The organism is Blautia sp. AM28-27, assembly GCF_003480905.1.
Lineage (GTDB): Bacteria > Bacillota > Clostridia > Lachnospirales > Lachnospiraceae > Fusicatenibacter > Fusicatenibacter saccharivorans.
Window position 1 is genome coordinate 69,630 of record NZ_QUJK01000003.1, and the last position, 25,576, is coordinate 95,205.

Below are 25,576 nucleotides of genomic sequence, written 5' to 3' on the forward strand. Positions count from 1 at the left end.
ATCCTCCTCCAAAAAGCATGTCCGTAAAATGCCGGGAATGGCAGAGCGTGGCATGGATAAAATCAGTTAATGTTCACTCAGCAGTGAAACACTTGCTGTTTCGCTGCGTAAGAAAGTGATTCAGGCGTGAGCAGCCCTCCTTTTGCGAAGCAAAACTTTAAATGAGGGTTGCGAAGGTTACAGTTCGCTGGGTACCAGTGAACTGTAACTAAAATCATAGAATAGTATTAGAATGAAATAGGAAATTACTGGTATTTCAGCGGATACAGTAGTAATATATCATATAGAAACACTTGCTGCAACGACGAAAATACAGCAGAAATAAGAGCGAAAGAGGAAAAGAAAAAATGTCAAAATGGTTAGATAACGCAGTATTTTATGAGATTTACCCGCAGTCCTTCAACGACACCAACGCCGACGGAATCGGAGATTTCCAGGGTATCATCGAAAAATTAGACTACATCAAGGAACTGGGCTGCAACGCCATCTGGATCAACCCGTGCTTCCTGTCCCCATTCGGTGATGCAGGATACGATGTCGCAGATTACTGCCGCGTTGCACCGCGCTACGGAACGAATGAGGATCTGAAGAGAGTTTTCGAAGAGGCACACAAACGTGACATGCACGTTCTGCTCGACCTGGTTCCGGGCCATACATCTGTTGAGCATCCATGGTTCAAAGAATCCATGAAAGCAGACCGCAATGAATTTACAGACCGCTACGTATGGACCAATAACGTATGGGAAGCACCGGAAGGAATGGGAAGCCTGCGCGGCATTTCCGAGCGTGACGGCGCCTGCGCCATCAACTTCTTCTCCAACCAGCCGGCCCTGAACTACGGCTTTTATCAGCCGGATCCGGAAAAACCGTGGCAGCAGTCCTTTGATGATGAGGGACCGCAGGCAACGCTGGCAGCGATGGAAGATGTCATGAGATTCTGGCTGAACATGGGCTGCGACGGCTTCCGTGTCGATATGGCGGGCTCTCTGGTAAAGAACGATCAGGAAGGCAAAGGAACCATCCGCCTGTGGCAGCAGGTACGGAAATTCCTCGACGCCGAGTTCCCGGATGCAGCCATGGTATCCGAGTGGGGCGAGCCGGACAAATCCTTACAGGGCGGCTTCCACATGGACTTCCTGCTTCACTTTGGACCGTCCCATTACAACGATCTGTTCCGCTGCGATGAGCCATTCTTCTCCAAACGCGGAAAAGGAGATATCTCTGAGTTTGTAGAGACCTACAAAACCAACTACAATAAGACCGCACAGAAAGGCCTGATCTGCATCCCGTCCGGAAACCATGATATGGACCGTCTGGCACGCCGTCTGCAGGGGGATGAGCTGAAAATTGCTTTCGCTTTCCTTCTTTCCATGCCAGGTGCGCCGTTCATCTACTACGGTGATGAAATCGGTATGCGCTACGTCGAAGGCCTGAAATCCGTTGAGGGCGGATACAACCGCACCGGTTCCCGTTCTCCGATGCAGTGGGATGACAGCACCAACGCAGGATTCTCCAGCGCACCGGCCAGTGACCTCTACATCACCATGGACCCGGGCAAAGACCGTCCGACCGCCAAAGCACAGATGGCCGATCCGGATTCCCTGTACCACGAAGTTAAAAAACTCATCCAGATTCGCCAGAGCAGCAAAGCACTCTTAAGCCGCGGAACCATCGAGTTCGTTTATGCAGAGAAAAACCAGTATCCGCTGGCATACGTCCGTGAGGCTGAGGGTGAAAAAGTCCTCGTTATCATCAACCCATCCGACAAAGAGCAGTCCTTCCCATACAGTGCAGAGCTGAAGGATGCCCTCTACACGATCGGAGGAAAAGCAGAATCCAAAGACGGAACCATCACCATCCCGGCACAGTCCGCAGGATTCTATCATATCTGATCGAAAATAAAAATGACAGGGAGATCCAATCGAATTTTTTCGGAGGATCTCCCTGTTTTTAAATATGATACACTCTCAGCTCATGCAATGCCCTGGTCGCTGCAATATACTGCGCCTGCATCATTATCTCCCGTTTCTCGTCCTTCGGGAAAATAGAGAACACCTGATCAAACTCCAGCCCTTTCGCCAGATAAAATGTGGTAACCGTCAGTCCTTTCTTAAAACTGGAGCTGTCACGGTTCAGCCAAGAAAGCCGCTTCCCGCAGTCAAAATCTTTTTCTGCCAGAATCCCCCGCAAAATTAAATAAGCCCGTTCCGCCGTCTTCTCATCCGGTACAATCACCGCCGCCGTCTCATACGTTTTCTCATCTGGAAGCAGCGTATCCACTGCCTCCCGCAGAGCCGCCTCAAGATCCGTGACATCCCGTTCCAACACCGGCATTCCGTGCCGTTCAAACAGCTCCAGATCCGTCACGCCAATGAGATTTGCCGCATACGACGCAATTTCCACCGTATTCCGGTAACTCTTCCGCATCTCAATCCGCCGCAGATCCTTCCCGAAAATCCCCGGTAAAAACTGCAGTACATCCTGCTGCTGATCCGCCATCGTCTGCGCCCGGTCGCCGAGAATCGTCATCTTACAGGAAAACATCCGCCGGATAATCAGATACTGGAGCAGCGAATAATCCTGCATTTCATCAATCACCAGATGCTTAATATTCGACCGCTCCGCCTGCCGCGACAGGCGGTACTTCAGATACAGAATCGGATACACATCCTCATACCGCAGTTTCCGCTTCTCCAACGGCCGCCGCGGCAGCGTCTGATATCCCTCTTTCTTCAGAAAACGATTGTAGAGAACATAAAAATCCATCGTCTCATACATCTTCCGGAATTTTTCGATGAGCGGAATCCGCTCCTCCTCCGGCAGATCCCGGTTCAGCAGCGTCTCGATCTCGTCAATAAACGTCTCCGCCACCGCATCCATCCGCGAGAGCAGCGGAATATCCGCAAACTTGTCATAAAACAGCGTAATAATCTCCGATTCTGACTTCACAAACGACTTATACGAAACGTCTGAGAAATTCATCAGCTCGTCCTCAAGCTCCAGCGCAAATCCCTCCATCTGGTCCACAAACGCCTGCGACTGTTTTAAAGCAAACCGTTCTGCGGCTTTTGGATCCCGCATCTCCCGCTCAATCTGATCACAGCGGTCCTCACAGTCCGCCGCCGTGTCCTGTAATTTGCGGTAAGCAAAGAGATCAAAACTCATCTCCTGAATATTCTCCTCACCGAGCTCCGGCAGAATATGTGAAATATAATCCGAAAATACCCCGTTCGGCGATAAAATCAGAATATTCGAAGACTTCAGATTCTGTCTGTCATGATACAAAAGGTAGGCAATCCGATGCAGCGCCACCGATGTCTTGCCGCTTCCCGCCGCTCCCTGAATTACCAGAATCCGGTCCTTCGTATTGCGGATGATCGCATTCTGTTCCTTCTGAATTGTGCGGATAATATTCTTCAGCTGTACCTCGCCGTTGCTGCCAAGCTCCGCCTTTAAAATATCATCATCAATTTTCACATCACTCTCAAATCCGTAAATCATCTTTCCATCCCGGATCTTATACTGCCACTTGGAACAGATTTCCCCTGTCATCTCGCCGCCCGGCGCAAGATAGGAAGCCGGCCCGCGGTCAAAATCGTAGAAAAGACCGCTGACCGGGCTTCTCCAGTCGTAAATCAGCGGCAGCTCGCCCGGCCGCTCCGCAAAATTGCCGATGCCGATATAGAAAATTTCCGGCTCATCATCCCCGTCATAGCAGAAATCCACACGCCCGAAGAACGGAGAATCCAGCATTTTCCGGAAGCGGCTCCGCAGAAGAAGCTGCTCCTGATTCGCATTCACCTGATGCAGCAGCGCCTGCTGATTGTCGTAATCCTCATATCCGTACTGGTCCATCTCGGTATAGTTCTGCCAGTAATAATCGTGCATATTTTCAATCTCTTTCTGTCCGTCCAGCAGAGACTGGCTGATCTCGGCAAGACGCGCCAGCAGCTTTTCCAGCACAAAAGAAAGATATTCCTGTCCGTTTTTCTGGTCTGTCATAAAAGGAAACCTCCTCTTAAAAATATAATGTCGAGTGCCGGAAAACCCGGCTGATCTTATCAGTATAGCAGACAGGCACGTTTCCTGCAATTCAAACATAAAATAAAGAAAAATCCCCTTTGAGGTGCCGCTTTTCTTGGAACCCTTTTTAAAACCACTGTCTGCACAGGAAGAAAAAAGCTGTCTGGATGCGTATCAGAGGGGCGATACAAAAGCCAGAGACATTCTGGTCGAGCGGAATCTGCGCCTGGTCGCGCACGTTGTGAAAAAGTATCAGGGCCTGCCCGATGATCTCGACGATCTGATTTCCATTGGAACGATCGGCCTCATCAAGGCGGTGATGACATATGATTCGAAAAAAGGAAACCGGCTGGCCGCATACGCCGCCCGCTGTATTGATAATGAGCTGCTGATGTATCTTCGGAGCAAAAAGAAAACGGCACGGGAGATTTCCCTCTACGAGCCGATCGGAACCGACAAGGAGGGAAATGAGATCCATCTGCTCGACATCGTGGAGGGCGGCGGGGAGGATATCGCGGAACAGTACAACCGGAAAGAGGACGCGGTGCGGCTGTACTGTTATCTGGATTCGGAATTAAAAGAGCAGGAAAAACAGGTGATTCTTCTCCGGTACGGCCTTGGCGGAAAAGCAGAATACACACAGAAACAGGTCGCTGCCCGGCTCGGCATCAGCCGTTCGTACGTGTCGCGGATCGAGAAGAATGCAATTGAAAAGTTGCGGTTACGGTTTGCCGCTTCGTAAATGCTTGACATTTCAAACGGACTGCTTCTATAATAAAGGGTAAGGAAATCAGGTGCAGAAAAGGTTTCCTTATCCTTACTTTTTCGAACAAAAATCAAAGATAATATCTTCCCGGTGTTCTTGCCGGACATTTTCCCAAAATGAAAAATAAATAGGAACTATACGACCTGCTACTGAAAGAAAAGGAGGTTTTCTTTGTATTGCAGTGTATTATCAGCCACCGTCTCGGGCATGGAGATGATTCCGGTGCAGGTGGAGGCGGATGTCAGTGACGGCATGCCGCAGTTTACGATGGTCGGCTACGTGAGTGCCCAGGTAAAGGAGGCGCAGGACCGCGTGCGGACAGCCCTCAAAAACATGGGAATTTCCCTGCCGCCGAAACGAATTACGATTAATTTATCCCCGGCGGACGTCCGAAAAGAAGGATCGCGTTTCGATCTTCCGATTGCAGCGGGCGTTCTGATGACGCTCGGTCGGATTCCGCCCAGGTCACTCCGGAAAACGATGGTGCTCGGTGAACTCGGCCTTGACGGCCATGTGCAGGAGATCAGCGGTGTATTTCCGGCAGCGGCGAAGGCGCGGGAGCTTGGATGCACAACGCTTCTTGTTCCAGCCGGAAATGCCGCGGAAGGGGGTCTGGTCGGCGGGCTTCACGTCGTTGGAATCCAGAATTTACAGGAGCTTTTGAACTACTGCTGTGAAGGGAAAATGCCGTCGCTTCCGTCTATAGAAAATCAAAAGAAGGAGGACGGAAAAGAGCCGGACTTTTCCGAAGTGCAGGGCCAGACGGCGGCGCGGCGGGCGGCGCTCATCGCTGCGGCCGGATTTCACAATCTGCTGATGCTGGGGCCGCCGGGCAGCGGAAAATCCATGATCGCAAGGCGGATTCCGACGATCATGCCTCCGATGTCTGAGGAGGAGCAGATGGAAGTAACGCGGATCTACAGCATCGCCGGAATGCTTGCCAAAGGAGAGGGTGTCCGCCGGGAGCGGCCCTTCCGTGCTCCGCATCACACGATGACGCCGCAGGCTCTTGCAGGCGGCGGAAAACAGCCGTCTCCGGGCGAAATTACGCTGGCACACCGCGGTGTTCTCTTCCTTGATGAACTCCCGGAGATGACGCGCACAACCATTGAGATCCTGCGCCAGCCGCTCGAGGAGCACCGGATTGTGATTTCCCGTGTCAGCGGAAACTATGTGTTCCCGGCGTCATTTCTGATGGTGGCGGCAATGAACCCCTGCCCCTGCGGCTTTTACCCCGACTTATCGCGCTGTACCTGCGCACCCGGCGACATCAGCCGGTATCTCTCGAGAGTCAGCCAGCCGTTCCTCGACCGCATGGATCTCTGCGTGCAGGTGGAAGCACTTTCCTACGAGGATCTGCACGGCGAGGAGCGGTGCGAATCCTCGGCCAAGATGCGGGAAAAGGCGACGGCAGCGGCGGAAATTCAGGCGGCGCGCTACCGGCAGGAGTCGATTCATTTCAATAGCGAACTGAAAGCGGGCCAGATCGAGAAATACTGTATCCTGGAAAAGGCAGCGGAAGAGCTTTTAGAGGATGCCTTCCGCCGCCTGCGCCTCAGCGCGCGTTCCTACCACGGGATTATCCGCACCGCGCGGACAATTGCGGATCTGGACGGGGCGGTCAAAATCGGCGTGCCGCATATCAGTGAGGCGATCTGCTTTCGGAGCGCCGACAAAAGTATATGGAGGATCTGACGTATGGCGATGGAAATCTTTACAGTCGGCCGCGGGCAGGAGGGCTATCCGGAGCGGCTTATGCCGTTCGCGGACATGCCGTCCCGCCTTTTCGTGCGGGGCGCGCTGCCGGCGGATGAGCAGAAAACAGCGGCGATTGTGGGCGCGCGGATATGTACGGCGTACGGAAAGAGCCAGGCGGCCTTTTTCGCGCAGGTGCTGGCGGCAAACGGCGTGGCGGTGATCAGTGGACTGGCGTGCGGAATCGACGCGGCGGCGCACGAGGGGGCACTGCGCGGAAAGGGAAAGACGTTTGCCGTGCTTGGCTGCGGCGTGGATATCTGCTATCCGAAACAGAATTACCCGCTGATGCGGCGGATGCTGGAAAACGGAGGCGGTGTCTTAAGCGAATTTCCGCCGGGCGCAGAGCCGCTTCCGTGGCATTTCCCGATCCGCAACCGCGTGATCAGTGCGCTGGCAGATGTCGTTCTGGTAATTGAGGCAAAAGAGAAGAGCGGCTCGCTCATTACGGCGGACTACGCGCTGGAGCAGGGAAAAACGGTATTTGCCCTGCCCGGACGGACAACGGATGCGACAAGCCGCGGCTGCAACCGCCTGATCGCGCAGGGAGCGGAAATTGCGATTTCACCCGAAACGATTCTTGAGGAGCTGGGCGTGAAAAAGGCCGGGACAAAAAGAGCCGCACCGCGTCCGCGCTATGGAAAAGAGGCGGAAATGGTTCTGAAAACACTCGCGGCAGAACCGCAGAATCTTGCACAGCTTGCCGGCAGCACCGGAATCCCGCTGCAGGAGCTGACCGGCATTCTGCTGGCACTCGAAATTGACGGCGTTATTGCGGAAAATCCGCCGGGCGTGTACATGGCGTTATCGTAAAAGGGACGAGGAAAAGAAAGGTTTTGTGATATTCCGCCCGGTGCACAATTATAATAGAAGAAAAAGAAAAAAGGGGGCTCTTCTGCGCCGCGTGCATGTCTGAAAAAGGAAAAAGAAAAGAAAAAAATCAGGAAAAATCGTTAAAAAATAGAAAAAATCCTGTTATTTTGTCGGGAAATATCGAAAAATGGTACATTTTAAAAATGGAAAACACTTGCAAGAAAAAACTTTTTGGTGTATAGTCAGTGGAAGTTACGACTAATTTAGGAATTATTCTGGAATTTGTAATGATGCAGAACTATGCGATATGAAAAACGCAATATAGATCTGGACAGTTATAAAAATATGTATTCAGGAGGCATCAGAGGTGGCAAAATATCTTGTAATAGTGGAATCACCGGCAAAAGTCAAGACGGTGAAAAAGTATCTCGGGGCAAATTACGAAGTTGCAGCATCTATGGGCCATGTGCGCGATCTGCCGAAAAGCCGGCTTGGAATTGATGTAGAACATGACTTTGAACCAAAATATATCACCATCCGCGGAAAAGGAGAGCTTCTGGCATCTCTTCGAAAAGCCGCAAAAAAAGCAGATAAAGTTTATCTCGCAACTGACCCTGACCGCGAGGGAGAAGCAATTTCCTGGCATCTGTCGATTGCGCTGAATCTCGATGAGAACAAGATGCGCCGCATCACCTTCAACGAGATCACAAAATCAGCAGTCAAAGCGTCGATCAAACAGGCACGCGACATCGATATGAACCTGGTGGACGAGCAGCAGGCGCGCCGCTGCCTCGACCGTATGGTAGGTTATGAAATCAGCCCATTGTTATGGAAGAAAATCAAACGCGGACTTTCCGCCGGCCGTGTGCAGTCCGTTGCACTGCGCATCATCGGCGACCGCGAGGATGAGATCAATGCGTTCATTCCGAAAGAATACTGGACACTGGAAGCAGATCTGAAAATTCCGGGCGAGAAGAAACCGCTCGTCGCAAAATTCCACGGCAAAGGCAGTGAAAAGATGGCGATCGAGACGAAAGAGCAGCTCGATGAAATCTTAAAGGGACTGGAAAATGAGACCTTTACCGTATCCGAAGTGAAAAAAGGAGAGCGTTCCAAGAAAGCGCCGCTTCCGTTCACCACGAGTACCCTGCAGCAGGAAGCATCGAAGGTGCTGAACTTCTCCACGCAGAAGACGATGCGTCTGGCGCAGCAGCTCTACGAGGGCGTGGAAGTAAAGGGAAAGGGAACGATCGCTCTGATTTCCTATCTGCGTACCGATTCTACACGAATCAGCGAGGAGGCCGATGCGGCAGCACGTTCCTTTATCCAGGAGCAGTACGGCACAAAATATACCGCAAGCGGGGACACGACGGAGAATAAAAACAGCAAGGCACAGGATGCGCACGAGGCCATCCGTCCGACCGATGTGACGAATACACCGGTAATGGTAAAAGAATCCCTGCCAAGAGATCTGTTCCGCCTGTATCAGCTGATCTGGAAACGCTTTGTGGCAAGCCGCATGCAGCCGGCCGTCTATGAGACAATTTCCGCACGGATCAATGCAGGAGAGTATCTCTTTACAGCAGCTTCCTCCCGTCTGGCATTTGATGGTTTCATGTCCGTTTACACCGATCCGGATGAGGAAAAGAAAGAGAAAAACGCCGCTGTCCGGAGCCTGGAGGCAGGAACGGAGCTGGCACTGGAAAAGATGGATCCGCAGCAGCACTTCACACAGCCGCCGGCACACTACACCGAGGCATCCCTTGTCAAAATGCTTGAGGAACTCGGCATCGGCCGTCCAAGTACGTATGCGCCGACCATCACAACGATCATCAACCGCCGTTACGTGGCAAAGGAGAACAAGAACCTTTACATGACAGAGCTCGGCGAGGTGGTCAACAACATGATGAAAGAGGCATTCCCGAGCATCGTGGATGTCAACTTTACGGCAACGATGGAAGCTCTGCTCGACAGGGTTGGAGATGGAAGTGTTCCGTGGAAGACAGTAGTCGAGAACTTCTGGCCGGATCTCTATGAGGCGGTCACAGAGGCAGAAAAGAACCTCGAAGAAGTTAAGGTAGAGGATGAGGTGACAGATGTCATCTGCGAGAACTGCGGCCGCAACATGGTGGTCAAATACGGCCCGCACGGAAAATTCCTCGCCTGCCCGGGATTCCCGGACTGCAAGAACACGAAGCCGTATCTGGAAAAGATCGGTGTTCCGTGTCCGAAGTGCGGAAAAGAAGTGATCCTGCGCAAGACGAAAAAAGGACGGAAATATTATGGATGCGAAAACAATCCGGAATGCGATTTCATGTCCTGGCAGAAACCGTCTGCCAAGAAATGCCCGCAGTGCGGCGGCTATATGCTGGAAAAAGGCAATAAGCTGGTCTGCGCGGACGAGCAGTGCGGCTATGTAGAAGCACGCGAAAAGAAAGACGAAGACTGAGAATGACAAAGCGGTCTGTACTGGTGAAAAACTGGTGCAGGCCGTTTTTTTGCTTATCGCGGCGGAAAAACAGGAAGATCCGAAAAAATTTAGCATGAATTTTTATAAAATTTATAGTTTTCTGAAAAATATATTGATTTCCGGAAAACTACATGATAGAATGAGCTTAGTTTTAAGGGTTGTCTGAAAAAGGCATCAGTGTGCATTTTTTTCGGCGGATACGCCAAAAAAATGCAGAAAATAAAGAAAGGAGAAGAACATGAGCGTACAACTGCTGGATAAAACCAGAAAAATCAACAAACTGCTTCATAACAATCACTCCACGAAGGTCGTGTTCAACGATATCTGTGAAGTCCTGATGGAAACGTTAAGTTCCAATATCCTGGTGATCAGTAAAAAAGGAAAAGTGCTGGGCATCAGCCTTTGCCCGGGCGTGGAAGAAATTACAGAGCTGATCGAGGATAAGGTGGGCGGTTATGTCGATGCCGCATTAAACGAGCGTCTCCTCGGCGTACTCTCCACAAAAGAGAACGTCAATTTACAGACCCTCGGCTTTGAGCGGCCTGGTGTAGAGCGCTACACCGCAATTATCTGCCCGATCGAGATCGCCGGAGAACGCCTTGGTACCGTATTTATGTACCGCTGCACCCCGCAGTACGATATCGACGATATCATCGTCAGTGAGTACGGCACAACCGTTGTCGGACTGGAAATGATGCGTTCCGTCAACGAGGAAAATGTGGAGGAAAACCGTAAGGTTCAGGTGGTTAAATCCGCATTCAACACGCTGTCCTTCTCCGAACTGGAAGCCATCATCCATATCTTTGATGAACTGAACGGGGATGAGGGCATTCTGGTTGCAAGCAAAATTGCAGACCGCGTCGGCATCACAAGATCCGTCATCGTAAATGCCCTCCGCAAATTCGAGAGCGCAGGCGTCATCGAGTCCCGTTCCAGCGGTATGAAGGGAACGTATATCAAGGTATTAAATGATTATATCTTTGATGAACTCGACGAGATCAAAGCAAGAAAGAACCTGAAAGGAAAGGGCGATGCCCATCCGGACGAGGCGAAAAAATAAAAAAGTGGAATGTAGAAAAGAATCGGAGCCGTTTAAGAATGGCGCCGTTTCTTTTTGTGCAAAAAAGCATTCGGGGAGCGGAAAAAATGGTATCATTCCCGTTTTTAGGAATAAACTATAATTAGATTCTAAAGAGAGTATAAAATATGAAAAAATTGCCAAAATAAGAAAAAACGAGGAAATAAGAGAAATTAAGAGCTATCACGAGAAAAAAAAAGAGAATTACAAAATTCATACATTTGCGAAATGAGGTGGAAAACACTATAGTAAGAACCATCAAGTAGCACTCGAATGAACTGAGTGCTAATAAATAAAACTGAATGAAATCTTGAAGGAGGAAACATAAATGAAGTTAGTACCTTTAGGTGACAGAGTTGTATTAAAAGAGTTAAAAGCAGAGGAAACCACAAAATCCGGTATCGTACTTCCGGGACAGGCACAGGAGAAACCGCAGCAGGCTGAGGTTATCGCAGTAGGACCTGGAAAAGTAGAAGACGGCAAAGAAGTAAAAATGGAAGTTGCAGTCGGAGATCAGGTAATCTATTCCAAATATGCAGGAACCAACGTCAAACTGGAAGACGAAGAGTACATCATCGTAAAACAGGATGACATTCTGGCAGTTGTAAAATAAAGAATAATCAAGTAAAAATCAGGAGGCATGACAATCATGGCAAAAGAGATTAAATATGGAGCAGAGGCAAGAAACGCTCTTCAGAATGGTGTAAACCAGCTTGCAGATACCGTACGTGTAACCCTTGGACCGAAAGGAAGAAACGTTGTTCTGGACAAACAGTACGGCGCTCCGCTCATCACAAACGATGGTGTTACGATTGCAAAAGAGATCGAGCTGGCAGACGGCTTTGAAAACATGGGCGCACAGCTCATCAAAGAAGTTGCTGCAAAGACCAACGACGTAGCAGGTGATGGTACCACAACCGCAACCGTTCTGGCACAGGCTATGGTAAACGAAGGAATGAAAAACCTGGCAGCAGGTGCGAACCCGATCGTTCTTCGTAAGGGAATGAAGAAAGCAACCGATAAAGCTGTTCAGATCCTTGCAGAGATGAGCCAGCCGGTAGCAGGCAAAGAGCAGATTGCAAAAGTTGCAGCTGTTTCTTCCGGAAGCGAAGAAGTAGGCCAGATGGTAGCTGACGCTATGGAAAAAGTTTCCAAAGACGGCGTTATCACCATCGAGGAGTCCAAGACCATGCAGAACGAGCTGGAGCTGGTAGAAGGTATGCAGTTCGACCGTGGATATATCTCCGCTTACATGTGTACCGATATGGAGAAAATGGAAGCCGTTCTCGACAATCCATATATCCTGATTACCGATAAGAAACTGTCCAACATTCAGGAAGTTCTTCCGCTGCTGGAGCAGATCGTACAGAGCGGCGCAAGACTGCTGATCATCGCTGAGGACGTAGAGGGCGAGGCTCTCCAGACACTCGTGATCAACAAACTGCGCGGAACCTTCAACGTAGTAGCTGTCAAAGCACCGGGATACGGCGACAGAAGAAAAGCAATGCTCGAGGATATCGCAATCCTGACCGGCGGCCAGGTGATCTCCGAGGAAGTTGGTCTGGAATTAAAAGACGCTACTCTGGAAATGCTCGGACGTGCAAAATCTGTTAAAGTTCAGAAAGAGAACACCGTTATCGTTGACGGTGCCGGCGCAAAAGATGCCATCGCAGCAAGAATCGGCCAGATCAGATCCCAGATCGAGGAGACCACTTCTGAGTTCGATAAAGAGAAACTGCAGGAGAGACTGGCAAAAATGGCAGGCGGCGTAGCTGTTATCCGTGTAGGTGCAGCAACCGAGACCGAGATGAAAGAAGAAAAACTCCGTATGGAGGATGCTTTAAATGCAACGAGAGCAGCCGTAGAAGAGGGTATCATCGCAGGCGGCGGTTCTGCATACATCCATGTAACAACACAGCTTGCAGAGCTGATTGACAGCTTGGACGGCGACGAGAAGATCGGTGCAAGAATCGTACAGAAAGCACTTGAGGCTCCTCTGTTCCACATCGTAACAAACGCAGGTCTGGAAGGCGCTGTTGTTATCAACAAAGTAAAAGAGTCCAAAGTAGGTGTTGGATTTGATGCATACAACGAAGAGTATGTAGACATGATCCAGGCTGGTATCCTTGATCCGGTTAAGGTTACCAGAAGCGCACTGCAGAACGCTACCAGCGTTTCCGCAACCCTGCTGACCACCGAGTCCGTAGTTTCCACCATCAAAGAGCCGGCTCCGGCTATGCCGGCAGGCGCAGACGGCGGAATGGGAATGATGTAATTTCCGGGATAAAAATGTCTGGTAAAACAAAATAAGAAAACCGGCTGGCAAAGACCGTAGCGGAACATGGGTTCCGAAGTCCTGTCTTTGCCGGCCGATTTTTTAGTGGAAAGTTTTTCTTCCATTTCGCATGGCCCTGAATCGTTACAAAAAATTTCAGAAAGTTTTCATGCTTTCGCCGGGCGGCGTATATGGACGCTTCCGGCGTTTTATGCTATACTGATTTGTAGGATGTTGGGGGAAATACAACAAAGGAGAAGAAACACACATGGCAAGTCGTTATGAATCCGACATGACAAGGAAGGAGAAGATGCAGCTCGAAAAAGAGAAGCTGTCGAAAATGAATTTTAAAGAGAAACTGGCCTATATCTGGGAATACTACAAGGCTGTCATTTTCGGCATCATCGCTGTTATCTTCATCATCGGCACGATTGTGAATATCCATGAAAATGCGAAGTATTATGACCTCGTGAGCATTGCCGTAGTGGATTACGCAGGACTGCAGGATGTAAGTCCGATCGAGGAGGACCTAAAAGAAGCGCTCGGAACCGGAGATAAGTACGAAAAGGTAAGCATCGATACAAGCTACAGCTTCGGTGAAAACCTGGAAAACGCGGATTACAACACGCTGATGAAATTCACAGCCGTGATTGCCGCACAGAGCATGGATGTTCTGATCTGTTCACAGGCCGTGTACGACAACTACAGCAAAGACGATTATTTTCTGGATCTGTCCACACTGTTTGACGAAGCGACGTGTGAGAAGTACGGGATAAAGGCGGGAGATACCTGCCTCGACATTTCCAAATTGAAAAAGTACCAGGATATGGGCCTTACGTACTATGAGCCGTGTTATCTGACCGTGTTGGTCAATACAAAGAACGCGGACAATGTAGCAAAACTGATCGAATATCTTGAGGAGGATGGAGTAAATGAGTGATCTGTACACAGAAGTGCTGGTGAAAAAACAGCAGACAGGAAAAGACAAGGCGATCAAAGGAGTTCTGATCTTCTTTACCGTTCTTTTTGCAGCCGCAGGAATTATGATGAATCCGCTGATTCTGCTTCTTGCGCTGGTACTTGGAATCGTAGACTATATTTTTATCCCGAAGCTTTCGGTAGAGTTTGAGTATCTGTACGTCAACGGCGAGCTGGACATCGACCGCATCTATTCGCAGTCAAGAAGAAAAAGAGCCGCAAGCTATGAGCTTTCCAACATGGAAATCCTGGCGCCGTACCAGTCCCATCAGCTTGATTCCTACAAAAACAACCAGAGTATCAAACGTTACAACTATTCCTCCGGCATCGAAGGACAGGGCCACAAACCGTACGCATTCGTCATCTCCAAGGACAATGCCATGCAGATGGTGATCTTCGAGCCGGACGAAGTGATGTTAAAAGATATCCGCAACCGTGCACCAAGAAAAGTATTTATGGATTGACAGCTTTTTTGTTTTATGTTAAATTAGGTGATAAATCAAAAAGACTTAAGAAGAAAGGAAGAAATGAAAATGGGTACAATTATTGGCGATGGTATTACCTTCGATGATGTGCTTCTGGTTCCGCAGTATTCTGAAGTAACCCCAAACATGGTAGATCTGACTACGCATCTGACCAAGAAGATCAAGCTGAACATCCCGATGATGAGCGCCGGCATGGATACGGTTACAGAACACCGTATGGCAATTGCCATGGCACGTCAGGGAGGAATCGGTATTATTCACAAGAATATGTCGATTGAGCAGCAGGCAGAAGAAGTAGACAAAGTAAAACGTTCTGAGAACGGTGTTATCACCGATCCGTTCTATCTGTCTCCGGAGCACACCCTGGAAGATGCCAATAATCTGATGGCAAAATTCCGTATTTCCGGTGTCCCGATTACCGAGAACGGAAAACTGGTTGGTATTATTACAAACCGTGATCTGAAGTTTGAAACTGATTTCACCAAGAAAATCAAAGAGTCCATGACCAGCGAAAACCTGATCACTGCAAAAGTAGGCGTTACGCTGGACGAGGCAAAAGCAATCCTTGCAAAATCCAGAAAAGAAAAACTTCCGATTGTCGATGACGATTTCAACCTCAAAGGTCTGATCACCATCAAAGATATCGAGAAAACCATCAAGTACCCATTGTCCGCCAAGGATGAGCAGGGACGTCTGCTCTGCGGTGCCGCAGTCGGCATCACGGCAAACGTGCTCGATCGTGTCGATGCGCTGGTAAAAGCACACGTAGACGTGATCGTCATCGACTCCGCTCACGGACATTCCGCAAATATCTTCAAAACACTTCGTCTCATCAAAGAGCATTATCCGGATCTGCAGGTAATCGCCGGAAACGTGGCAACCGCAGAGGCAACAAGAGACCTGATCGCAGCCGGAGCAGACGCTGTTAAAGTCGGTATCGGACCTGGTTCTATCTGTACGACCCGTGTCGTTGCAGGTATCGGTGTACCGCAGGTCACAGCCGTTATGGACTGCTATGAGGAAGCAAAGAAGACCGGAACTCCGATCATCGCCGACGGCGGTATCAAGTACTCCGGAGACATGACAAAGGCTATCGCAGCCGGTGCCAATGTCTGCATGATGGGAAGCATCTTCGCAGGATGCGATGAGAGCCCGGGAGATTTCGAACTGTTCCAGGGAAGAAAATACAAAGTATACCGTGGAATGGGATCCATCGCAGCCATGGAGAACGGAAGCAAAGACCGTTACTTCCAGACCGGCGCCAAGAAACTGGTTCCGGAAGGTGTGGAAGGCCGTGTAGCATACAAAGGCCTCGTAGAGGACACTGTATTCCAGCTGATCGGCGGACTTCGTTCCGGTATGGGCTACTGCGGAGCGAAAGATGTTGAGACCTTAAAGGAGACCGGAAAATTTGTGAAGATTTCCGCAGCATCCTTAAAAGAGTCCCATCCGCATGATATCCACATCACCAAAGAGGCTCCGAACTACAGCGTGGACGATAAATAAGAATAAAAAGTCGCAAAAGGCAGAAGGGGGAAAGGGCAGAAACTTTTCAGCTTCTGCCTTTTCAAATGAGGGAGCGCTTATTTGCAGCGGGGAGAGAACATATGGCACAGAAGAGACGGGGAAAAACGACAAGAAAACAGAGGCAGCGCCAGCTTCACCGCAGAATGTTTCTGACGGGAGTTCTGGTGGTGCTGATCTGCGTCGGCATTTACAGCGGCATCCGCCGTGTGGCAAAAACGGCAAGTGATATCACGGCCGTTGACTATTCCGGTTCTGATTATGAGGACAACGATATCACCGACTGGACCGGCGCTCCGCCGATTGATGTGGAGCTTCTGACGCCGAACAGCTGGTCCAGACCGCAGACGAGGCTGAAAAAGGTGGACGGTATCGTTATTCACTACACCGCAAATCCGGGAAGCACGGCGATGCAGAACCGTGATTACTTTGAAAACCTGCCTGAGACGCAGGAGGCGCAGGCCAGCAGCCATTTCGTCGTCGGCATCGAGGGAGAAGTCGTTCAGTGTATCCCGACGAGTGAATGGTCGTATGCATCGAACCAGCGTAATTTTGATACAATCTCGATTGAATGCTGCCACCCGGATGACAGCGGTGAATTTACCGATGAGACATACAATTCTGTGGTCCAGCTCGCCGGTTTCTTATGCAAGCGGTTCAATCTGACTTCGGACGATGTGATCCGTCACTATGATGTAACCGAAAAGCTCTGCCCTCTGTACTACGTGGAGCATGAGGATGCCTGGATTCAGATGAAGGCAGATATTCAGGCGTATGCGGATTCACTTTCCTAAGAGCTGTTTTTAAGAAAAATGAAAAAATCCCCGTTGGGAAAATCAGTTTCAGGAGAAATGATTTTTCCAACGGGGATTTTTCTGTTATCCAATATTTTTAGTAATAGTAACGCCGTCTGCGCCGCTTTCTTTTTTTCGTATTTCCGCCGAGTGCAATCCAGCAGAACAGCCGTACAAACGTGATGCCGAAGAGAACGCCGATGCTGTCGATGCCGACGTCCTTTACCGACGGGCCGCGGTTGGCGACCATCGTCTGGTGGAACTCATCGCTCGCGGCAAAGGCGACACAGAGGATGCCGGCAAGAAATGTGAGCGCGAAGCCGCGCAGGCCGTAGACGTAGAGCGGAAGCGAAACACAGATTGCAAGCAGACAGTACTCTGTCATATGAGCCAGCTTCCGCACCGGGTACTGATACTCGTCAGCCAGTTCCTGGATCTTCTCATCATCCCATCCGCGGTCCATGACGTGGTCGATCGTGATGAAAATGCCGCGCGCCACTTTTTCACTGAGCTGTGAGGATTCCGTTCCGTTCTGGGAAGAGAAGGAGAAAATCAGCGACATCATCAGAATCGCCGGGATGAAGGAAAACGGTTTTAACAGTGCAATTACAATTCGATTCATAAAATACCTCCGGTAAAACAAAGCAGGTCAGACCGGAAACTTTTTATGCGGTATGCTCGCGGATTCTGGCAATCGCAGAAAAGATCAGGAATGCCAGCAGGTTCACGATTACGACCGTCGCTCCGGCAGGGGAGGATAGGAAAAACGAGAGGGACATGCCAAGAAGGAAGCACACCACCGAGAGAACCGCGGAGCAGATCACCACGCTCTGGAAGGTATGGCAGAGACGCATCGAGGTCAGTGCCGGGAAAATCAGCAGGCTGGAGATCAGAAGCGCGCCCATCATGCGCATGCCGAGAACGGTGGTGATGGCGGTTAAGAATGCCAGCAGCATGTTGTAAAATTCTGCGCGGACACCGGTTGCTTTGGCAAATGTCTCGTCGAAAGTGACGGCAAAAATACGGTTGTAATACAGGACGAACAGGATCAGCACGACGATGGAGAGCACCACGGAGAGAACAACGTCCTCATCACTCATCGCAAGGATGCTTCCGAACATGTAGTTGTTGACATCGGTGTTCATGCCGCTCGACCACGAAACCGTGATGACACCGATCGCAAGCGCAGAGCTTGAAATCAGGCCGATGGCGGCGTCGCCTTTGATCTTGCTGGATTCGTTCATGCGGAGCAGCAGAAAGGCGGCAAGCACGACGACAGGGATTGTGAAGGCAAGCGGAGCAAAACCGAGTGCCGTTGCAATTGCAAGAGAGCCGAATCCGACATGGGAGAGGCCGTCGCCGATCATGGAGTAGCGCTTTAATACGAGGCTGACGCCAAGCAGTGCGGCACACAAAGAGACGAGAATGCCGACCACAAGGGCACGCTGCATAAACGGATAAGAAAGCATTTTCAGCAGATTCGAAATCATAAGTCAGCACCTCCTAAAAACTGTTTTCCCGCCTCGGTTTTCAGATACTCGTCCATCGGACCGAAGAAGACCTGCTTCTGGTCGAGCTGGAGAATGTGCGTTGCGTCCGGCAGAATATTGCGGATATCGTGGGAAACCATGATGATTGTAACATTCTGCTCGCGGTTGATGCGGCGGATGAGCTGGTACATTTCGTTTGTCATGACCGGGTCAAGGCCAGTGACCGGCTCGTCGAGGAGCAGCAGTTTCTTTGTGGCGCAAAGCGCACGAGCGAGAAGCACACGCTGCTGCTGGCCGCCGGAGAGATCACGGTAGCATCGTTTCTTTAATGGAAGGAGGTCGAGAAGCTCCATATTGCGGAGCGCGTCCTCTTTGTCTGCCTTTGTGTAAAACGGCGGGAAATGCGGGTGGTTCTGCCGGCCGGACAGCACGACTTCCCAGACGCTCGCCGGGAAATCCTTTTGTGCGGCGGTCTGCTGCGGCAGATAGCCGATCTCGCTTGGATGAAGCCCGTCGCCGGTTGTGATCGAGCCGGTGGACGGATTTTTTAAGTGAAGCAGTCCCTTGATCAGAGTACTTTTTCCGGAACCGTTCTCGCCCACAATACAGAGGTAGGAGCCGGCTTCCAGGGCAAAGTTGACATCGGTCAGGACCGGGATGCCTTCGTAGGAGAAGGTGACATCACTGCAGGTAAGTAGAGCCATTAGTTCAGAGCCTCCTTTAGTGCGGCGACATTCTGTTCCATCAGGGAAAGATACGTGGCGCCGTTTTCGAAATCATCTTTGGATACGTTGTGACAGGAGTGAAGCAGCAGCTTTTTCGCGCCGGTCGCCTCACAGATGCAGTCCGTCATTTTTTCGTTGGACAGCTCGGTGTGGAAGACGACAGGAATCTGCTCTTTGGTGATATTGTCAATTAAAAAAGAAAGTGTTTTGGCACTCGCCTCGGATTCCGAGGAGCAGCCGGGGAATGCCGCGTAATAGTCGAGGCCGTAGGCGTCCGCGAAATAGCGGAACGGAAAACGGTCGCCGAAAACGATGGTGTGGCGGCTGGCATTCGCTGTGACATCGGAAAATTCCTCATCGAGGGAGGTAAGCGAAGCGAGGTATGAAGCAGTGTTTGCCTGATAATCGTCCGCGTTTTCCGGGTCGAGGCGGCAGAGCGCATCGCAGAGCTTCTGGACAATCCGCATTGCATTTTTCGGTGAAGTCCAGACGTGCTCGTCCTGTTCGCCGTGGGATTCGTGCGCATGATCATGGGAAGATTCGTCGTGTGTATCCTCGTCCTCATGGTCGTGTACATCCTCGTGATCTGCATCTTCGTCCTCATGGTCGTGCGCATCCTCGTCCTCATGATCGTGTGCGTGGCCGTGGGTCTCCATTCCCTCGACGGTTTCCTCGGCAACGGTGTCAACGCAGTCCATCAGCGTCACTACCTCTTTGTTCGAGGTATCGACAGAATCAAGGATTGTCTCGACCCAGGCATCGGAATCGCCGCCGACGTAGACGAAGAGATCACATTCGGAAACCGTAATCATATCGCCCGGTGTCGGTTCAAACGAGTGACTTTCCGCACCCGGGGAAAGCAGCATGTGGAGATCGAGATGATCGCCGCCGATGGCGCGCAGAAAATCATACTGCGGAAAAATCGTAGCCACGGCGGAGAGTTTCGTGTTCTCCTGGGAATCCGCCGTCTCTTTTGAGGATCCCGCACAGCCCGTCAGAAGAAGGAGGGCAGGAAGGAGGAGAAGGCGTAACGTTTTTTTTGAAAAAAATGTCATGATACTCCTTTCTGAAAGAAAACACGGAGGCATTCGAAAAAGCTCCGTATCAGACTGTTTCGTGACAAATGCCGCAGGAGTGGGAAGCGGCAGACGGGAACAAATGTCCCCGAAAAAAGATCAGTTATCATCATATAGCAGGGAGGATTCATTTGTCAAGGAAAGGAAAACCAGTTATAGAAAAGAGGGAAAAAAACTGCCTTTCCCTGTAAAAAAGAAAGGCAGTTTTGAGAAAATTTCTTGATTTTACGATACCCTGCGGAACTGTGCCTGGTAGAGCTGGTAGTACGCGCCCTGTTTTGCCATCAGTTCGTCGTGGGTTCCCTGTTCGAAAATCTTTCCGTGGTCGATCACGAAAATCCGGTCCGCATTTTTAATAGTAGAAAGACGGTGCGCAATGATGAACGAGGTACGGCCCTTCAACAGGCTTTCGATTCCCTGCTGCACCTGAATTTCTGTCTGTGTGTCGATGCTGGACGTCGCCTCGTCGAGAATCAGAATCCGCGGATCAGACACCATCGTTCTGGCAAAGGCGAGAAGCTGGCGCTGGCCGTTGGAAAGACGGGCACCGCGCTCGCTGATCTCGGTGTCATAGCCGTCCGGCAGCTCTATGATAAAGTCATGGGCATGCACGGCCTTTGCGGCGGCAATGATTTCTTCCTCCGTGGCATCGAGCTTTCCATACGCAATGTTGTCGCGGATCGTGCCGGAGAAGAGAAAGTTGTCCTGTGTCATCACGCCCATCTGGGCACGCAGGCTGTTGATGGAGACATCCGTCAGGCTGTGGCCGTCGACGCGGACCGTTCCCGAAGTAATATTGTAGAAACGGCTGATCAGATTGACAATGGTCGTCTTTCCAGCGCCGGTCGGGCCGACGAGTGCGATCGTCTCACCGGGAGCCGCTGTAAAGCTGACATCTTTTAAAACCAGCGTGTCCGGATCATCGGAGTAGGCAAAGCTGACGTGGTCGAACGTTACTTCTCCTTTGATCGGCGGCAGTTCTGTGACGCCAGGCTTGTCGGCAACCTCCGCCGGTGTGTCGAGGATCTCAAAGATTCGCTCCGCAGCGGAAAGGTTCGTGATCAGCTTGTTGTAAAAACCGGCCAGGTTCTGGATCGGATCCCAGAACATCGTCAGATACATCGCAAACGCCGTGAACGTACCGATCGGAACGGCATCCACGCCGAGCACGGAAATACCGATAAAATACAGAAGAAACGTTCCGATGCCCCAGGTTACCTCGATCACAGCGGAAAAACCATCCGCCAGGCGGACCGCATGGATAAAGGAGTTCTGATGCTCAAGAAGAAGCCGGTCAAACTCGCCCTGCGATTCCTGCTCTGCGGTAAAGCTCTTGATGATGCGGATACCGGAGAAGTCCTCGTGGATATACGCCGTAACATTGGAAGATTTTTTCCGGAACGTCTGCCATCTCTTGTGTGCGACGATCTGAATAAAATACATGCCGATAGCGATCAGCGGCAGCACGAGAATCGCACTTAAGGAGAGCCAGATGTTTTTGATCATCATGATCACCAGAATGGCGATGATCGTGAGAATGTTCGGAATCAGCTTTGTGACACCGTCGTTCAGCACATCCTTTAACGAGTTGACATCGCCGATGATGCGCGCCAGAATCTTTCCGGCCGGGCGGGTATCGAAAAAGCTGAAGCTTAAGGTCTGGATATGTGTGTAGAGCTCGTCACGGATTTCCAGAAGAATGTTGTTGGTAATGCGCGCCATCAGAAGCATCCGCAGGCGGACACCGGCCGCGTAAACCAGGTTGATTACAACCATGAATACGCAGAGGGCAACAAGCCCGCGCCAGTCTTTCTGCGCAATATTGACGTCGATGGCGTACTCCAGGAGCAGCGGGTTCACAGTGGAAATCGCGATGGTAACGGCGAGAACCACGAGAACGACGGCAACCTGGCGTTTATAATTTTTTAAGTAGGAGAAGAGGCGGCGGATGGTCGCGCTCTTTAAGACCTCTTTCTGCTCTTCATCTACTTTACTGGAATTGATAGCCATAATCGTATTGTTCCTCTCTTAACGGGTAAGTAAATACAGAAGTTGTCGGGTAACAAATTAAATTGAATTAAGCATTGGCAGGAAGTGCCTGCTCGAGGGCTGCCTTTGCTTTATGGTAATCACCGTACTGAGCCTCCCAGGTGGAGTAGTACAGGCCTTTCTGTGCCATCAGACTCTCATGCGTGCCGCGCTCGGCGATGCGTCCGTGATCGAGATACAGGATCTCATCGGCACTCTGCACCGAAGAAATGCGGTGGGCAATGATGATCTTGGAAACATCTTTTTTCTCGGCGAGATGGCTCTGGATTTCGTATTCGGTCTCCATATCGAGCGCTGAGGTGGAATCATCCAGTACGAGGACCGGAGCCTGTTTTGCCAGGGCGCGTGCGATGGAAAGACGCTGCTTCTGACCGCCGGAAAGTCCCATGCCGCGCTCGCCGATGACGGTTTCGTACTGATCCGAAAGATGGTCGACGAACTCGGAAGCACATGCAGCGGAGACAGCGTTATGTACCTCCTCGGATTTCATCGTGCTGCGGCTGCCGAGGCGGACATTCTCAGAAATGGTATCTGAGAACAGGAAGACGTCCTGCATGACGACGGAAGAAGTATCGCGCACGGTGCGCAGCGGCAGGGTGCGGATATCGTGGCCGTCGAGACAGATGGAACCGTCGGTGACATCGTAAAAACGCTCGAGCAGATTGACGATGGTTGTTTTTCCGGAACCCGTCATACCCATGATGCCGAGTGTGTGGCCCTGCTTTAAGGTAAAGTCGATATCCTGCAGAATCGGTGTGTCATGCAGGGAGAAATCGACGTGATGGAATTCCAGGTCACCCGGAAGTTTTGAAAGCTCCACCGGATTTTCCGGTTCTGCGATCTGCGGCTCCTCTGCGAGAATTTTGTTCAGCTTCTTGTTGGAAGCAATCGCAGAAGCGAAGCAGTTGCCGAGCCAGCCGACGTTTTCGATCGGCCAGGTGATCTTGGAGGTGTACTCCATAAAGGCCGTTAAAACACCGAGCGTAATGCGTCCGTGGATAACACCGTAGCCGCCCGCGAGAAGGACGAGCACGCGCATCAGCTTCGTAAGAAACGAGATGGCGGGATCGTATTTCATCAGGACGCGCGCCTGATCCATGTTGAGATCGCAGTATTTCTGATTGTGTTTCTGGAATTTTTTGATCTCATACGGTTCCCGTGCAAAGGATTTGACGGTGCGGACACCGGCGAGATTTTCCTGTGCAACGGTATTCATGACGGCGTTTTCCTCGCTGATCGCATCGTAGACACGGTCGAGTTCTTTTTCGAGGCGGATTGCGATGCCTGCGACGAAAGGAAGGATCGCCACGGAGACGAGTGTCAGCGGCAGATCCAGTTTGACCATACTGACCATTGCCATCATGATACAGATCAGGCCTTCTAAGATCAGCATGCCGGCAAAGCCGAGGATATCCCAGATCCGGTCGACGTCATCGCGCACACGGGCGAGGAGTTCGCCGGTATTGTTTTTGTCAAAGTATTCCACCGAAAGCCGCTGGACGTGGCGGAACAGGTTGTCCCTCATCTGGCTGGCGACGCGGACGCTGCTGACATCGAATAAAAATTCTTTGATGTACTGAAACAGGGCTTTTGCGGCACCGATCAGAAGAAAGGCGGCAAGGTATTTCCAGAGCAGTTCCATTTTGTGACCGACCAGCACGTCATCCACGATGTGCAGCGTGACAAGCGGCGCGAGCATATCGAGAAAGACACTTAAGGCCATGGAACCAAAAGCGAAAACGTAGTAGTACCAGTTCTGGAGCAGGTACTTACCGATTGGATTTTTCTTCATGAATGTTAAAACCTCCTCATTGATGTCGTTTGGGTGTCTGGCAGAACATAGGCTTTCAAAAGCTCCGTAAGTGTGGGAACGGAACAACGGGAAACGAAAGCGAAGGCTGCGTTTGTATATAAAAGAAGGGAATCGATGCGGTAAGAAGACCGCGGAATCTGCCTGCCGGAAACGGAGCGAAGCCGGAAAGAACGGTTTCGTACTGTTTATAGCAATAAAAAAAGCCGCAGTATCAACGTACCGCGCCTTCTGTGCGAAATAGCAGGCATAAAGAATGCATAGAGATTTGTTATGCAGAGTTAATGCTTACAAAGAATTTCGAAAGAAGGGCAGCCACCTGGTTTGATCGCCATACGAAGTTTATTCTGCTTTACGCTGGATGCATAAATAAGATTGATCATAAGTGGTGTTCTCCTTTCATGATTTTTTCTGCCGCATCTGATCGAACACGACAGCTTATGGTTCTAAGCTACTCCTGTTTTCCGGATTTGTCAATTGTTATTTTCAAAAATTAAAAAATAAAAGCTGCAAAAGGTATGAAAATTGCGAATTTGGGTAGCTGTTTTGGGGAATATGCGATATAATAAACGAGAGTATAAGCGGAAAAATCACAAGATAACATGTGAAACGAGGGGACAAAAAGATGGAAAAAATAATTGCAGGCCTGGTGCAGATGGATTCCGGGCCGGATATGAATGAAAATATGCGTATGGCCGAGCAGTATGTGCGGGAGGCGGCGGAACAGGGAGCGAAGCTGATTCTTTTCCCGGAGACCGCAGAATACACGGGAGCAGACATGCCGGGCCACGCAAGTGCAGTGCCGGGCTACGTCAGCCGCCGGTTTTCCAGCCTTGCCAAACGGTACGATGTCTATCTGCACTGCGGCAGCATGACGGTACGGCGCCATCCGGGGCGTCCGTCCAACACGTCGTTTCTGTTCGGACCAGATGGAGAAACGATTGCAGAATACAGCAAAATACATATGTTTGACGTAAATATTCCGGGCAGTGTCTCCTACGAAGAATCACGCGAGATCTGCCCGGGAAATGAAATTGTTCTTGCGGACACGGCGCTTGGCCTGTTCGGCATGAGCATCTGCTACGATATCCGCTTTCCGGAACAGTACCGGCTGATGGCATCCTCCGGAGCAGATGCATTTCTGATAGCGGCGGATTTTACGAAAGCAACGGGAGAGCGCCACTGGGAAGCACTGCTGCGCACGCGCGCCATTGAAAACGGATGCTACGTGCTCGCCGCCAACCAGTGCGGCCAGAAAGCGCGGTTTGAGGCGTACGGCCATTCCATGATCATTGCGCCGGACGGCGAAATTCTTGCGGAGGCAGATGATACCCCGCAGGTACTCATCGCAGAGCTGGATCCGGAAGTGCTGGAGCGGACAAGAAATGAAATCCCGTCTCTGGAAAACAGGAGAGACGATCTTTACCGTGTAAGCTCGGGAAACGTACGGATTTATGAAGAATAA

At 50.7% G+C, this 25,576-nt stretch carries 21 protein-coding genes; 14 read left to right on the forward strand and 7 right to left on the reverse strand.

Annotated features, from left to right (window positions below; all coding sequences use genetic code 11):
* Positions 1 to 347: 347 nt before the first annotated feature.
* Entirely contained in the window at positions 348 to 1,892 is a 1,545-nt protein-coding gene (locus DW743_RS06670; RefSeq protein WP_117761016.1) for an alpha-amylase family glycosyl hydrolase, read from the forward strand.
* Between the two features lie 58 nt (positions 1,893 to 1,950).
* Here DW743_RS06670 and DW743_RS06675 read toward each other — a convergent pair whose 3' ends face one another.
* Complete coding sequence (locus DW743_RS06675; RefSeq protein ID WP_117761018.1) at positions 1,951 to 4,002, reverse strand: HelD family protein; 2,052 nt, start codon at positions 4,000 to 4,002, stop codon at positions 1,951 to 1,953.
* A 136-nt stretch (positions 4,003 to 4,138) separates the two neighbouring features.
* Between DW743_RS06675 and sigK the strand changes: the two genes are divergently transcribed.
* The 11 genes from sigK to DW743_RS06730 all read left to right on the forward strand — a co-directional run bounded on the left by sigK (position 4,139) and on the right by DW743_RS06730 (position 16,961).
* Positions 4,139 to 4,765, forward strand: a complete 627-nt coding sequence (sigK, locus tag DW743_RS06680) for an RNA polymerase sporulation sigma factor SigK (protein WP_117761225.1) — start codon at positions 4,139 to 4,141, stop codon at positions 4,763 to 4,765.
* Between the two features lie 195 nt (positions 4,766 to 4,960).
* On the forward strand, positions 4,961 to 6,484 hold the full coding sequence (locus DW743_RS06685; RefSeq protein WP_022462181.1) for a YifB family Mg chelatase-like AAA ATPase: 1,524 nt from the start codon (positions 4,961 to 4,963) through the stop codon (positions 6,482 to 6,484).
* Positions 6,485 to 6,487: 3 nt separating this feature from the next.
* Positions 6,488 to 7,357 (forward strand): DNA-processing protein DprA, encoded by an 870-nt coding sequence (gene dprA, locus DW743_RS06690; RefSeq protein WP_022462182.1) that lies wholly within the window; start codon positions 6,488 to 6,490, stop codon positions 7,355 to 7,357.
* Positions 7,358 to 7,724: 367 nt separating this feature from the next.
* Entirely contained in the window at positions 7,725 to 9,806 is a 2,082-nt protein-coding gene (gene topA, locus DW743_RS06695; protein ID WP_055227381.1) for a type I DNA topoisomerase, read from the forward strand.
* A 259-nt stretch (positions 9,807 to 10,065) separates the two neighbouring features.
* Positions 10,066 to 10,887, forward strand: a complete 822-nt coding sequence (codY, locus tag DW743_RS06700; protein WP_022462184.1) for a GTP-sensing pleiotropic transcriptional regulator CodY — start codon at positions 10,066 to 10,068, stop codon at positions 10,885 to 10,887.
* Between the two features lie 346 nt (positions 10,888 to 11,233).
* Positions 11,234 to 11,518 carry a co-chaperone GroES gene (gene groES, locus DW743_RS06705; protein WP_022462185.1) on the forward strand — a complete coding sequence of 95 codons (285 nt, stop codon included), beginning with the start codon at positions 11,234 to 11,236 and terminating at the stop codon, positions 11,516 to 11,518.
* Between the two features lie 36 nt (positions 11,519 to 11,554).
* Positions 11,555 to 13,180 carry a chaperonin GroEL gene (gene groL, locus DW743_RS06710; RefSeq protein ID WP_022462186.1) on the forward strand — a complete coding sequence of 542 codons (1,626 nt, stop codon included), beginning with the start codon at positions 11,555 to 11,557 and terminating at the stop codon, positions 13,178 to 13,180.
* 268 nt (positions 13,181 to 13,448) lie between these two features.
* Positions 13,449 to 14,120, forward strand: a complete 672-nt coding sequence (locus DW743_RS06715) for a hypothetical protein (RefSeq protein WP_055227379.1) — start codon at positions 13,449 to 13,451, stop codon at positions 14,118 to 14,120.
* Positions 14,113 to 14,622 carry a DUF6106 family protein gene (locus DW743_RS06720; protein WP_055227377.1) on the forward strand — a complete coding sequence of 170 codons (510 nt, stop codon included), beginning with the start codon at positions 14,113 to 14,115 and terminating at the stop codon, positions 14,620 to 14,622. Before DW743_RS06715 ends, DW743_RS06720 begins: the two co-directional genes overlap by 8 nt.
* A 69-nt stretch (positions 14,623 to 14,691) precedes the next feature.
* Entirely contained in the window at positions 14,692 to 16,149 is a 1,458-nt protein-coding gene (guaB, locus tag DW743_RS06725; RefSeq protein ID WP_117509520.1) for an IMP dehydrogenase, read from the forward strand.
* A 101-nt stretch (positions 16,150 to 16,250) separates the two neighbouring features.
* Positions 16,251 to 16,961 carry a peptidoglycan recognition protein family protein gene (locus tag DW743_RS06730; protein WP_117761020.1) on the forward strand — a complete coding sequence of 237 codons (711 nt, stop codon included), beginning with the start codon at positions 16,251 to 16,253 and terminating at the stop codon, positions 16,959 to 16,961.
* 97 nt (positions 16,962 to 17,058) lie between these two features.
* On the opposite strand, the gene DW743_RS06735 is transcribed toward DW743_RS06730, so the two are convergent.
* Genes DW743_RS06735 through DW743_RS06750 form a run of 4 tightly spaced genes read right to left on the reverse strand, consistent with a single transcriptional unit; the run spans position 17,059 to position 20,108 of the window.
* Positions 17,059 to 17,583, reverse strand: coding sequence for a VanZ family protein (locus DW743_RS06735; RefSeq protein WP_117509519.1), 525 nt, complete (start codon positions 17,581 to 17,583; stop codon positions 17,059 to 17,061).
* A 43-nt stretch (positions 17,584 to 17,626) separates the two neighbouring features.
* Positions 17,627 to 18,451, reverse strand: a complete 825-nt coding sequence (locus tag DW743_RS06740) for a metal ABC transporter permease (RefSeq protein ID WP_117761022.1) — start codon at positions 18,449 to 18,451, stop codon at positions 17,627 to 17,629.
* On the reverse strand, positions 18,448 to 19,155 hold the full coding sequence (locus DW743_RS06745) for a metal ABC transporter ATP-binding protein (RefSeq protein ID WP_117761024.1): 708 nt from the start codon (positions 19,153 to 19,155) through the stop codon (positions 18,448 to 18,450). The genes DW743_RS06740 and DW743_RS06745 overlap by 4 nt, the downstream gene beginning before the upstream one ends.
* Positions 19,155 to 20,108, reverse strand: a complete 954-nt coding sequence (locus tag DW743_RS06750; RefSeq protein WP_243004553.1) for a metal ABC transporter substrate-binding protein — start codon at positions 20,106 to 20,108, stop codon at positions 19,155 to 19,157. The genes DW743_RS06745 and DW743_RS06750 overlap by 1 nt, the downstream gene beginning before the upstream one ends.
* Before the next feature lie 13 nt (positions 20,109 to 20,121).
* Between DW743_RS06750 and DW743_RS18105 the strand changes: the two genes are divergently transcribed.
* Positions 20,122 to 20,475 (forward strand): hypothetical protein, encoded by a 354-nt coding sequence (locus tag DW743_RS18105; protein WP_173815799.1) that lies wholly within the window; start codon positions 20,122 to 20,124, stop codon positions 20,473 to 20,475.
* Between the two features lie 2 nt (positions 20,476 to 20,477).
* Here DW743_RS18105 and DW743_RS06760 read toward each other — a convergent pair whose 3' ends face one another.
* Together DW743_RS06760 and DW743_RS06765 are read right to left on the reverse strand one after the other, a co-directional pair.
* Positions 20,478 to 22,262 (reverse strand): ABC transporter ATP-binding protein, encoded by a 1,785-nt coding sequence (locus DW743_RS06760; RefSeq protein ID WP_117761029.1) that lies wholly within the window; start codon positions 22,260 to 22,262, stop codon positions 20,478 to 20,480.
* 67 nt (positions 22,263 to 22,329) lie between these two features.
* Positions 22,330 to 24,093 (reverse strand): ABC transporter ATP-binding protein, encoded by a 1,764-nt coding sequence (locus DW743_RS06765; protein ID WP_055264910.1) that lies wholly within the window; start codon positions 24,091 to 24,093, stop codon positions 22,330 to 22,332.
* A 643-nt stretch (positions 24,094 to 24,736) separates the two neighbouring features.
* Here DW743_RS06765 and DW743_RS06770 point away from each other — a divergent pair.
* On the forward strand, positions 24,737 to 25,576 hold the full coding sequence (locus DW743_RS06770) for a carbon-nitrogen hydrolase family protein (protein ID WP_117761031.1): 840 nt from the start codon (positions 24,737 to 24,739) through the stop codon (positions 25,574 to 25,576).